The sequence below is a fragment of the Streptomyces niveus genome, from assembly GCF_001723055.1.
Taxonomy (GTDB): Bacteria; Actinomycetota; Actinomycetes; order Streptomycetales; family Streptomycetaceae; genus Streptomyces; species Streptomyces niveus.
In genome coordinates this window covers 1-12,094 of record NZ_MDCR01000089.1, presented here as the reverse complement: position 1 = coordinate 12,094, position 12,094 = coordinate 1, and the positions used below count along the sequence as shown (strand labels likewise).

General features: G+C 71.4%; 10 protein-coding genes. 7 read left to right on the top strand and 3 right to left on the bottom strand.

Annotation, left to right across the window (positions count from 1 at the left end; genetic code table 11):
* Positions 1–2 precede the first annotated feature (2 nt).
* Both BHU15_RS12330 and BHU15_RS12325 read left to right on the top strand, forming a co-directional pair.
* Entirely contained in the window at positions 3–854 is an 852-nt protein-coding gene (locus tag BHU15_RS12330) for an arylamine N-acetyltransferase family protein (RefSeq protein ID WP_069627236.1), read from the top strand.
* 141 nt (positions 855–995) lie between these two features.
* On the top strand, positions 996–1,877 hold the full coding sequence (locus BHU15_RS12325) for a YceI family protein (RefSeq protein ID WP_069627235.1): 882 nt from the start codon (positions 996–998) through the stop codon (positions 1,875–1,877).
* A 20-nt stretch (positions 1,878–1,897) separates the two neighbouring features.
* Here BHU15_RS12325 and BHU15_RS12320 read toward each other — a convergent pair whose 3' ends face one another.
* On the bottom strand, positions 1,898–2,149 hold the full coding sequence (locus BHU15_RS12320; protein ID WP_069627234.1) for a hypothetical protein: 252 nt from the start codon (positions 2,147–2,149) through the stop codon (positions 1,898–1,900).
* Between the two features lie 69 nt (positions 2,150–2,218).
* On the opposite strand from BHU15_RS12320, the gene holA reads away from it, so the two are divergent.
* Positions 2,219–3,205, top strand: coding sequence for a DNA polymerase III subunit delta (gene holA, locus BHU15_RS12315; protein ID WP_069627233.1), 987 nt, complete (start codon positions 2,219–2,221; stop codon positions 3,203–3,205).
* A 225-nt stretch (positions 3,206–3,430) separates the two neighbouring features.
* Here the strand turns inward: holA and rpsT are convergent, their stop codons facing one another.
* Positions 3,431–3,697 (bottom strand): 30S ribosomal protein S20, encoded by a 267-nt coding sequence (gene rpsT / locus BHU15_RS12310; protein ID WP_023541903.1) that lies wholly within the window; start codon positions 3,695–3,697, stop codon positions 3,431–3,433.
* Between the two features lie 200 nt (positions 3,698–3,897).
* Here rpsT and lepA point away from each other — a divergent pair, with 200 nt between their 5' ends.
* Entirely contained in the window at positions 3,898–5,763 is a 1,866-nt protein-coding gene (gene lepA / locus BHU15_RS12305) for a translation elongation factor 4 (protein ID WP_031231726.1), read from the top strand.
* A 227-nt stretch (positions 5,764–5,990) separates the two neighbouring features.
* Positions 5,991–7,880 carry an AMP-dependent synthetase/ligase gene (locus tag BHU15_RS12300; protein WP_069627232.1) on the top strand — a complete coding sequence of 630 codons (1,890 nt, stop codon included), beginning with the start codon at positions 5,991–5,993 and terminating at the stop codon, positions 7,878–7,880.
* Between the two features lie 51 nt (positions 7,881–7,931).
* On the opposite strand, the gene BHU15_RS12295 is transcribed toward BHU15_RS12300, so the two are convergent.
* Complete coding sequence (locus BHU15_RS12295; RefSeq protein ID WP_069627231.1) at positions 7,932–8,558, bottom strand: response regulator; 627 nt, start codon at positions 8,556–8,558, stop codon at positions 7,932–7,934.
* 253 nt (positions 8,559–8,811) lie between these two features.
* Here BHU15_RS12295 and BHU15_RS12290 point away from each other — a divergent pair, with 253 nt between their 5' ends.
* The gene (locus tag BHU15_RS12290) at positions 8,812–10,962 is read left to right on the top strand and encodes a SpoIIE family protein phosphatase (protein WP_069627230.1); all 2,151 of its coding nucleotides are present in this window, start codon (positions 8,812–8,814) and stop codon (positions 10,960–10,962) included.
* 30 nt (positions 10,963–10,992) lie between these two features.
* The coding region (gene hemW / locus BHU15_RS12285; RefSeq protein ID WP_069627229.1) for a radical SAM family heme chaperone HemW at positions 10,993–12,094 on the top strand (1,102 nt) is incomplete at its 3' end.

The window sequence follows — 12,094 nt, the reverse complement described above, 5'->3', positions numbered from 1 at the left end:
ACATGGACACGTCTCGGACCATCTCCGACTATCTGCACCGGATCGGCGCCGACCGGCCTGCCGTACCGGACGCCGTGGCACTGCGGGATCTTCAGGTACGGCACCTGCGGACGGTGCCGTTCGAGAATCTCTCCGTGCACCTGGCGGAGGAGATCGTCCTCGAAGAGGGGCCGCTGGTCGCCAAGGTCGTGGACAGGAGGAGGGGAGGTTTCTGCTACGAACTCAACGGCGCGTTCGCGGTGCTGCTGCGCGAGCTGGGGTTCCGGGTGAGGCTCCTTCAGGCCCGGGTGTTCAAGACGGACGGTGGGCTGGGGATCCCGTACGACCACCTGGCGCTCCTCGTCGAGACGCCCGCGCCCGCCGGGACCAACGCCGGGCCCGGCGTGGAGCGGTGGCTCGCCGATGTCGGCTTCGGGAGTCACAGCGTCCACCCGCTGGCCTTCGACGAGCGCGGTGAACAGGACGACCCGGCGGGTACGTTCCGGGTCGCGGCGGCGCCGGGCGGCGACATCGACGTCCTGCGGGACGGCAGGCCCCAGTACCGGATCGACCAACGGCCGCGCGCGCTGGCCGACTTCACCGCCGGGGCCTGGTACCACCGGACGTCGCCCGACTCGCATTTCACCCGGTCCCTGGTCTGTTCCCGCAGCACCCACGACGGCCGGATCACGCTCAGTGGCCGCAAGCTCGTCACCACCGTGGGCGGCGAGCGGTACGAGCGGGAGCTGGCCGAGGACGCCGAGATCCTGGCCGCGTACCGGGAGCACTTCGGCCTCGATCTGGACCAGGTGCCCCAGGTCATGACCCACCGGACGAGGGAGGGACTTAGCTGGACGTCCGGTACGTGCGGGTAGGTGAGCTGCCAAACCACCTCCGAGCGCCCGTGTTTGCCCTGAACGGCACAAGGGTGATCGAATGCCTATTCGTGAGGTCCGTGTATTCGGCAACGATGTGCTGCCGGACAGGGCCTCCCGAACAGCACGGGGGTGTGCGGGATGTTCACACGTTGGTTCGGCGGGCGCGCTACCGGTGCCGAGCGGGCCGGTCCGCTCGCGGACGTCACCGTGCCGCCGACGGCGGGCGTACTGAGCTGCCGCGTGCTCGACCCCGGCGGTGAACCCGTCCGGCGGGCCGAGTTCGTCCTCACCGACGGCTCGGGGCGCAAGGTCGTCGGCGGGGAGACCGATCCGTTCGGCTCGGTCGTGGCGACCGTCCCGGCCGGTGAGTACCGGCTCGCGGTCACGGCCGACGGCTTCACGCCGTTCCACCGCAACGTCACCGTGGGCGAGGGCGCGCACGCGGGCCTCGGCGACGTCACCCTGCCGATCGCGACGCCCCCGCCGCTCCCCGAGCCCGGGGAGTGGGAGATCGAGCCGATGCACTCCCAGATCGGCTTCACCGCGCGCCACATCGGGCTGGCCCGGATCCACGGCCGGTTCAACACCTTCGCCGGCGCCGTGCGGATAGCCGACCGCATGGACCGCTCCGCGATGCACGTGATCATCGACGCCTCGTCCATCGACACCAACGTGCGGATGCGGGACGACCATCTGCGCTCGGCGGACTTCCTCGACGTGGCGAACCACCCGACGCTGGAGTTCTACAGCGAACGCTTCGTCCACCGGGGCGGCGGCCACTGGGGCGTGACCGGCGCGCTGACCCTGCACGGCGTGAGCCGTACGGTCACCCTGGACACCCGCTACCTGGGCATCGGCAGCGGCATGGAGGGCGAGACCCGCGCGGCCTGCCGCGCCACGACCGAGCTGCACCGCGAGGACTTCACCCTCACCTGGCAGACGATGCTCGCCCGCGGCATCGCCGTCGTGGGCTCCAGCATCTCCATCGACCTGGACATCCAGATCGTCCGCAAGACCTGAGCCCCCGGCCCCGCGGTCGATCAGTCCTGGGGTGCTTCGAGCCACCCTTCGTACTCGGCCGCGAACGCGTCCAGCGCCACCGGGTCGAGCCGCGCCCGCGCGTCCTCGATCACGACCAGCCACTGCGCGTCCTCGGCGTCGTCCTCGCCCGCCAGGGCGTCCCGGAGGAGCTGGGGCTCCTCCAGCACCCCGAAGCGGTCGGCGAGTTCACCCGCCACCTCCTCGGCGGCGTCGCGGTCGGGCAGCACCAGTACATGTCGCACATCGCTCACCCGCCCATTCTCACCTACGTGTCCGGGCCCGCGGAGCGGTGTCGGTGGGCCGTGCGATGCTGGACCGCGATGGCCACCAGGAAGACTTCCCCCGACGATCCGCTCGCCCCTCTCACGCTCGCCGTGGGCCAGGAGGACCTGCTGCTGGACCGCGCCGTCCAGCAGGTCGTGGCGGCGGCCCGCGCCGCCGACGCGGACACGGACGTGCGCGACCTCTCCTCCGACCAGCTCCAGCCGGGCACCCTCGCCGAGCTGACGAGCCCGTCGCTCTTCGCCGAGCGCAAGGTCGTCGTCGTACGGAACGCGCACGACCTCGCCGCCGACACGATCAAGGACGTCAAGGCGTACCTCGACGCACCGGCCGAGGAGATCACGCTCGTGCTGCTGCACGCGGGCGGACCCAAGGGCAAGGCCCTGCTGGACGCCGCCCGCAAGGCCGGCGCCCGTGAGGTCGTCTGCGCGAAGACGACCAAGCCGGCCGAGCGGCTCACCTTCGTACGGTCGGAGTTCCGCGCGCTGGGCCGCTCGGCCACGCCCGAGGCCTGCCAGGCGCTGGTCGACTCGATCGGCAGCGATCTGCGGGAGCTGGCGAGCGCGGTGTCCCAGCTCACCGCCGATGTCGAGGGAACGATCGACGACGCCGTCGTCGCCCGCTACTACACGGGCCGCGCCGAGGCCTCCAGCTTCACCGTCGCCGACCGGGCCGTGGAGGGCCGCGCCGCCGACGCGCTCGAAGCGCTGCGCTGGTCGCTGTCGACGGGCGTCGCACCCGTCCTGATCACCAGCGCCCTCGCGCAGGGCGTACGGGCCATCGGCAAGCTGTCGTCGGCGCGCGGCGGGCGGCCCGCCGACCTCGCCCGTGAGCTGGGCATGCCGCCGTGGAAGATCGACCGGGTCCGCCAGCAGATGCGGGGCTGGACCCCGGACGCGGTGGCGACGGCGCTGCGCGCCGTCGCGGAGGCCGACGAGGGCGTCAAGGGCGGCGGCGCGGACCCCGAGTACGCGCTGGAGAAGGCGGTCGTCACGATCGCCCGCGCGGCCCGCGCCGGCCGCTGAGATCCGGCCCGGCGCGCCCCGCCGGGCAACCCGGCGGACATGCCGAAGGCCCCGGTACGCGAGTACCGGGGCCTTCGCCGTCAAACCTGGGTGGATCCGCACCCGCGTGGCGAACGCAGTCGTGTGCGAATCCGTAAGACACCGGTCAGGAGCGGTAGAGAGGGCCCGCTGAGTCCGTTCCGGCGGTTGGAATCAAGAGTGGATCAAGAGTGAGCGAGAAACCGCTCAGCCCTGAAGGGCGGCGACCTTGGACGCCAGCGCCGACTTCTTGTTGGCGGCGGCGTTCTTGTGGATGACACCCTTCGACGCGGCCTTGTCGAGCTTGCGCGACGCCTCACGGACGGCCACGTTGGCCTTCTCGACGTCACCCGCGACGACAGCCTCACGGGCCTTGCGGATCGCGGTCTTGAGCGACGACTTGACGGCCTTGTTGCGCAGGCGCGCCTTCTCGTTGGTCTTGTTCCGCTTGATCTGGGACTTGATGTTCGCCACGAAACGCCTTTTCAGGTTCGATGATCTTTGAATGAGCGTCCACGCCGAGACGGCAGCAGACACAGCTGCCCACGCTACCAGCCACTGTCCGACCGGCCCAAACCGGGCGCAGCCCCGTACCCGTGGGACGATGGAGCCTACGTATCGATCCGATGTGACCCGAGACGAGACGCCGCGCGTCTCAAGAATCAGGACCCTGCGTGCCCGCGACCCCTACCCACGTGCCCGAGCCGAGCCGTACGGACCCGGCGCTGCTCCGTAACTTCTGCATCATCGCGCACATCGACCACGGCAAGTCGACACTGGCCGACCGGATGCTCCAGCTGACCGGAGTGGTCGACCAGCGGCAGATGCGCGCCCAGTATCTCGACCGGATGGACATCGAGCGCGAGCGCGGTATCACGATCAAGTCCCAGGCGGTCCGGCTGCCATGGGCCCCCAACGAGGGTCCTGACCAGGGCACCACCCATGTCCTGAACATGATCGACACACCGGGCCACGTGGACTTCACCTACGAGGTGTCCCGCTCGCTCGCCGCCTGCGAGGGCACGGTCCTGCTGGTGGACGCCGCGCAGGGCATCGAGGCGCAGACCCTCGCCAACCTCTATCTGGCGATGGAGAACGACCTCACCATCGTCCCGGTGCTCAACAAGATCGACCTGCCGGCCGCGCAGCCCGAGAAGTTCTCCGAGGAACTGGCGAACCTGATCGGCTGCCAGCCCGAGGACGTCCTCAAGGTCTCCGCGAAGACCGGCGTCGGCGTGGACATGCTGCTCGACCGGGTCGTCAGGGACGTGCCCCCGCCGGTCGGTGTCGCCGACGCCCCGGCGCGCGCGATGATCTTCGACTCGGTGTACGACTCCTACCGGGGCGTCGTCACGTACGTACGTGTCATCGACGGCCAGCTCAACAAGCGCGAGCGCATCCGGATGATGTCCACCGGCGCCACCCACGAACTGCTGGAGATCGGCGTCTCCTCGCCCGAGATGACCCCCGCCGACGGCATCGGGGTCGGCGAGGTCGGCTATCTGATCACCGGTGTGAAGGACGTCCGGCAGTCCAAGGTCGGTGACACGATCACGTCCCTCAACAAGGGCGCGACCGAGGCGCTGGGCGGCTACAAGGACCCCAAGCCGATGGTGTTCTCCGGCCTCTATCCGCTGGACGGCTCGGACTACCCCGAGCTGCGCGACGCCCTCGACAAGCTCCAGCTCAACGACGCGGCCCTGGTCTACGAGCCGGAGACCTCCGCGGCCCTCGGCTTCGGCTTCCGCGTCGGCTTCCTCGGGCTGCTGCACCTCGACGTGATCCGGGAGCGGCTGGAGCGCGAGTTCAACCTCGACCTGATCGCGACCGCGCCGAACGTGGTCTACCGGGTCGAGATGGAGGACGGCAAGGAGCACACCGTCACCAACCCGAGCGAGTTCCCCGAGGGGAAGATCGACTCGGTGCACGAGCCGGTCGTCCGGGCCACGATCCTGGCGCCCAGCGAGTTCATCGGCTCGATCATGGAGCTGTGCCAGACCCGCCGCGGCACGCTGCTGGGCATGGACTACCTCTCCGCCGACCGGGTCGAGATCCGCTACACCCTCCCGCTCGCCGAGATCGTCTTCGACTTCTTCGACCAGCTGAAGTCGAAGACCCGCGGCTACGCGTCCCTGGACTACGAGCCCACCGGCGAGCAGAGCGCCCAGCTCGTCAAGGTCGACATCCTGCTGCACGGCGACAAGGTCGACGCCTTCTCCGCCATCACGCACCGGGACCAGGCGTACGCGTACGGAGTACGGCTCGTCGCCAAGCTCAGGGAGCTCATCCCGCGCCAGGCCTTCGAGGTGCCCATCCAGGCGGCCATCGGATCGCGGGTCATCGCCCGCGAGACGATCCGCGCCATCCGCAAGGACGTTCTCGCCAAGTGCTACGGCGGTGACATCTCCCGGAAGCGGAAGCTGCTGGAGAAGCAGAAGGAGGGCAAGAAGCGGATGAAGATGGTCGGCAGCGTGGAGGTTCCGCAGGAGGCGTTCATCGCGGTGCTCTCCAGCGACGAGTCGTCCGGCAAGAAGAAGTGACCCGCGAGTCCGGCGGCGGGAAGTGACTCACGAGTAGGGGCGGGCGGGTCCGGGCGCACAGGCGCGCGGGCCCGCCCGCCGTTCACGGGTCCGGTTCGTTATGAAGCGGCTGCCCGCGTCCCCTTACGCACCGGGCGGGTGCGCTCTACTCTGATCACTGCTCGATGGTTACTCACCAGTTAAACAACAAACCAGTCGCGCAAGCTTTGCGGGGCCCGGAGGACGTCGTGAGCGACACAAAGACCTTGATCGAGAACAGGCCGCCGTCGGTGGCGGCCCTCTTCATTGAGCGCGTGGCCGCCACGCCGGACGCGGAGGCGTACCGCTACCCCGTTCCTCCCGCCGCGGGTCAGGGCCCCGACGACTGGAAGTCCCTGAGCTGGGGCCAGGCCGCGGTCCGCGTGTACGCGGTGGCCGCCGGCCTCATGGCGCTCGGCGTACGGCCCGAGGAGCGCGTCGCGCTCGCCGCCGCCACCCGGGTCGAGTGGATCCTCGCCGACCTCGGTGTGATGTGCGCGGGCGCCGCCACCACGACCGTCTACCCCTCGACGAACACCGAGGAGTGCGCGTACATCCTCGCCGACTCCGAGAGCCGCGTCCTCATCGCCGAGGACGCCGAACAGCTCGCCAAGGCGCGCGAGCGCCGCGCGGAGCTGCCGAACCTCGCCCATGTCGTGGTGATCGAGGCGGCGGACGCGAAGCCCGCCGAGGGCGACCCGGACGGCTGGGTGCTCTCCCTCGCCGAGCTGGAGGAGCGCGGGACGACGTACCTCCAGGAGCACCCCGGGGCCGTCAAGGAGCGGGTCGGCGAGATCACGTCCCGCCAGCTCGCGACCCTCATCTACACCTCCGGCACCACCGGCCGCCCCAAGGGCGTACGGCTGCCGCACGACAACTGGTCCTACATGGCGAAGGCCATCGCGGGCACCGGGCTCATCACCAAGGACGACGTCCAGTATCTCTGGCTGCCGCTGGCCCACGTCTTCGGCAAGGTGCTGACGTCCGGCCAGATCGAGGTCGGCCACGTCACCGCCGTCGACGGCCGCGTCGATAAGATCATCGAGAATCTGCCGGTGGTGCGCCCGACCTACATGGCGGCGGTGCCGCGCATCTTCGAGAAGGTCTACAACGGGGTCGCGGCCAGGGCGCGGGCCGGCGGCGGCGCCAAGTACAAGATCTTCCAGTGGGCGGCGACCGTCGCACGCGAGTACGCCAAGGTCAGCCAGGACAACTTCCGCCACACCGGCACCGCTTCGGTGCCCTTCGCCCTCTCCGCCAAGCACACCGTCGCCGACAAGCTCGTCTACGCCAAGCTCCGCGAGGCGTTCGGCGGCCGGCTGCGCGCCGCGATCTCCGGCTCCGCCGCCCTCGCGCCCGACATCGGGTTCTTCTTCGCCGGCGCCGGAATCCACATCCTGGAGGGCTACGGCCTCACCGAGTCCAGCGCCGCCAGCTTCGTCAACCCCGGCGAGGCCTACCGCACCGGCACCGTCGGCAAGCCGCTGCCCGGCTGCGAGGTCCGGATCGCCGACGACGGCGAGATCATGCTGCGCGGTCCCGGCATCATGGACGGCTACCACGGGCTGCCCGAGAAGACCGCCGAAGTCCTCGAATCCGACGGCTGGTTCCACACCGGCGACATCGGCGAGCTGTCCGTCGACGGCTATCTGCGGATCACCGACCGCAAGAAGGATCTGATCAAGACGTCCGGCGGCAAGTACATCGCGCCGGCCGAGGTCGAGGGCCAGTTCAAGGCCGTGTGCCCGTACGTCTCCAACATCCTGGTGCACGGCGCCGACCGGAACTTCTGCACCGCGCTCATCTCCCTGGACGAGCCCGCCCTGCTCGGCTGGGCCGCCGAGAACGGCATGGAGGGCGCCTCGTACGCCGACGTCGTCGCGTCGCCGAAGACACGGGAGATGATCGACGGCTATGTGAAGGAGCTGAACGCGGGCCTCCAGCGCTGGCAGACGATCAGGAAGTTCCGGCTGCTGCCGCGCGACCTGGACATCGAGCACGGCGAGCTGACGCCCAGCCTGAAGCTCAAGCGACCGGTCGTGGAGCGGGAGTACAAGCACCTGCTGGACGAGATGTACGAGGGCGCGCGGGAGGCGTAGCCGCGCCTACGCGTCGTGGAGGAGTACGCGGGCGGGGCCGGCGGCCGGGAACTACGGCTGAAGGCTCCCGCCGCGTCGTAATTCCCGCAGTATGTTGTCGAGCCCGGTCATATGGGCACGCAGCTGCGCCGTCCGCGCGTCGTCGCCCTCGCCCCGGTCCTCGCCGAGCAGGGAATCGATCGCGGAGAGCCGGCGGGCCATCTCGGCGAGCTGTACGTCGTCCCGCGCCAGCAGGGCCTCCAACTGGCGGTTCTTGCGGTGCAGTTCGAGGAAGACCGTCACCTTGGCGCGCAGTACCCACGGGTCGAACGGCTTCGGGACGAAGTCGGCGGCCCCGGTCGCGTAACCGCGGTACGTGAAGCCGCCGCCCGGATCGCTCCCCGTGAGAAAGATGATCGGGACGTCCTTCGCCTGATCCAGCCGCTTGATGCCGGCCGCCGTGTCGAAGCCGTCCATGCCCGGCATCCGCACGTCCAGCAGGACCAGCGCGAACCGCTCGCGGCGCAGCGCCCGCATCGCCTCCTCGCCCGAACGCGCCCGCACCAGCGGTACGTTGAGCGAGCCGAGCACCGCTTCGAGCGCGAGAAGATTCTCCTCCATGTCGTCGACGAGGAGGATTCCCGCCCGGTCGGTCACCGGGGTGTCAGCGGGCGGGTCGGTGGGTATCTGGGTGCTCATCGTCGGTGGTGTCCGAGTAGGTGAGGGCCGGGCTGGGGGGATCCGGGTGCGTAGTCTGTCGGGGGTGCGGCGACCGGGGAGGGGCCTCTGAGCTCCGTTCTTCGCCCACTTCTTCGCCCATTTCGATGACTCGACGCTTATGGGCACGCTCAGTCTGTCACTCTGTCGGGGTCGTAAGCGGCGCAACGAGAGAAACGACCAGGAGCCGCACGTGGGGCCTATAGGGGACTGTCGGAACCCGAACGAACCGGAAGTGCCGCCTCCGGCGCGGAGCCGGACGTTCCGCAACGACGAGCGACGCACGGCACGCACCAGCCTGCCGGGCAACCCGCTCGCCCCGTCCGCCGCGCGCCGGTTCGTGCGCGCGGCGCTCGCCGAGTGGACCAGCCTCGGGCTGCTCACCACCTGCGCCCTCTGCCAGGGCGACGAGGCCTGCCCGCCGGGCGGGCACAGCACCGACGGGCTCGCCGACGACGCGGTGCTGATCGTCGACGAACTGGTCACCAACGCCGTCGTGCACGCGGGCACCAACGTCGAACTGCTCTGCCGCCTCGAACCGGCGAGCGGCGAACCGGAGCCCGCCGGAGGCGACGAGGCGCCCGACGACCCGTCCCACGGCCTCACCGCCGAGCGGGAGCCCGCCGCGCTCGTCGTCGAGGTGTCCGACCACCACCCCGCCCGCTCCGTACGCAGCGACGCCCACGGGCCCGCGACCGACGGCTCCCCCGAGTACGGCCGGGGCCTCCAGCTCATCGCCGCCCTCGCCGAACGCTGGGGCATCACCTACCGCACCGGCCTCAAGACCGTCTGGGCCCGCCTCCCGCTCGACGGCCCGACCGCCGAGATCCCGGCGGGCACCGGCGCCGACGCGGCCGCGGCCGTCAACGGAGTCGTCGGCGAACCCGCCCTGCGCCGGGGACTGCGCGCCGCCGAGATCCTCGCCCCCGCACCGCGCGGCATGCCCCGCGAGGACCCCGACTGGATCAGCCGCGGCGCGCTCTCCTTCCTCGCCGAAGCCTCCGACCTGCTGGCCGGCCAGCTCGACGAGGACCTGGTCGCCGCCCTCGCCGGCCAGCTGCTCGTACCCCGGCTCGCCGACTGGTGCGCGATCTGGCTCGACGGCGAGGAGGCGCACGGCCGGACGGGCGCGCCGCGCCTCGCCCGCGTCTGGCACTCCGACGAGTCCCGCATCGAGCTGCTGCGCGCCCTCCTGGAGAAGGAGCCGCCCCGGCTGCTCGACGCACAGCGCGGGCAGGACGGCACGGCCGGCGGCGGCACCGGCGGCCGTAACGTCCCCGTACCCGTCCCCTGGCCCGGCTCGGGCCAGACCGGCGCGCACGACGGCGCGGCCGTCGCCTGCCGGCTCGTCGCCAACGGCCGCCCGCTGGGCACCCTCGTCCTCGGCCGGCGCCGGCTCGCCCGGATGCCCGACGAAGTGACCGCCCTCATCGAGGACTTCGCCCGCCGCGTCGCCCTCGCGATCGGCGCCGCCCGCCGCTACACCCGGCAGGCCACCATCAGCCGCGTCCTGCAACGCAGCCTGCTGCCCAGCCAGGTCGCCCGGATCCCGGGCGTCGAGAGCCATCTGGTGTACGAGCCCGCCGACGACGGCGTGGTCGGCGGCGACTTCTACGACGTCTTCCCCGCGCCGCCCGGCGGTCGCTGGTGCTTCATGCTCGGCGACGTCCAGGGCAGCGGCCCCGAGGCCGCCGTCGTCACCGGCCTCGCCCGGCCCTGGCTGCGGCTCCTCGCCCGCGAGGGGTACGGCGTCGGCGAAGTGCTCGACCGGCTCAACCGGCTGCTGCTCGACGACGCGATGGAAGCCGCCGAGGCCGCCGCGCTGATGGTCGCCGTCGCCGGTGGACAGGACCTGTCGGGCGGCGACGGCGCACTGCCCGGCCTCAGCGACCTCGGCGCGCTCAGCGAGATCGGGCAGGGGCCCGGCGACAGCGGCCGGGGCGGCGGGCTCGCCGACGGCGGCCAGTCGCGCTTCCTGTCCCTGCTCTACGGCGAGCTGGCACCGCTCCCCGGCACCGGCGGCGGCGCACGCTGCACCCTCGCCAGCGCGGGCCACCCGCTGCCGCTGCTCCTGAAGCCCGACGGGACGGTACGGGTGGCCGCCGAGCCGCAACTGCTCCTCGGCGTCGACGAGAACGTCGCCTACGAGAGCCTGAGCTTCGACCTGGAGTCGGGTGACACCCTCCTGTGCGTCACCGACGGCGTCACCGAGCGCCGCTCCGGGCGGCTGCTCCTGGACGACGACGACGGTCTCGCCGCGATCCTGGCGGGCTGTACGGGCCTGAACGCCCAGGGCGTCGCCGAGCGGATCAGACGCGCCGTGCACGACTTCGACCCGAGCCCGCCGTCCGACGACCTGGCCCTGCTGGTGCTGCGCGCGGAGTAGCCGCCTCCGGCGGTGCGGGACACTGGGGGCATGCCTTCCGCCCTGCCCGACGGTGAACCCATGCCCGAGTCCGGTGCGCTGCCCCCGTACGCCCTTCGGGGCGCGGCGGACCGGCCGCTCGGCTTCTACCTGCACGTGCCGTACTGCGCCACCCGCTGCGGCTACTGCGACTTCAACACCTACACCGCGACGGAGCTGCGCGGCTCGGGCGGTGTGCTGGCCTCCCGCGACAACTACGCCGACACCCTGACCGACGAGATCCGGCTCGCCCGCAAGGTCCTCGGCGACGACACCAGGCCCGTCCGCACGGTCTTCGTCGGCGGCGGTACGCCCACGCTGCTGGCCGCGGCCGACCTCGTACGGATGCTGGACGCCGTACGCGAGGAGTTCGGCCTCGCCGACGACGCCGAGATCACCACCGAGGCGAACCCGGAGTCCGTCGGCCCCGCGTACCTCGCGGAGCTGCGCGCGGGCGGCTTCAACCGGATCTCCTTCGGCATGCAGAGCGCGAAGCAGCACGTGCTCCAGGTCCTCGACCGCACCCACACCCCGGGGCGGCCCGAGGAGTGCGTCGCGGAGGCGCGCGCTGCCGGGTTCGACCATGTGAACCTCGACCTGATCTACGGCACGCCCGGCGAGAGCGACGACGACTGGCGCGCGACGCTGGCGGCGGCGGTGGGGGCGGGGCCCGACCATGTGTCGGCGTACGCGCTGATCGTCGAGGAGGGCACGGGGCTGGCCCGCCGGATCCGCCGGGGCGAGGTCCCCATGACCGACGACGACGAGCACGCCGACCGCTACCTGATCGCGGACGAGACGCTGGGCGCGGCGGGGTTCTCCTGGTACGAGGTCTCCAACTGGTCCACCACACCGGCCGGCCGGTGCCTGCACAACGAGCTGTACTGGCGCGGGGCGGACTGGTGGGGCGCGGGGCCGGGCGCGCACAGCCACGTCGGCGGGGTCCGCTGGTGGAACGTGAAGCACCCGGGCGCGTACGCGGCGGCGCTCGCGGAGGGCCGCTCGCCGGGCGCGGGCCGGGAACTCCTCACGGCGGAGGACCGGCGCGTGGAGCGCATCCTGCTGGAGCTGCGGCTGTCGGAGGGCGTGGAGCTGTCCCTGCTGCGGTCCGCGG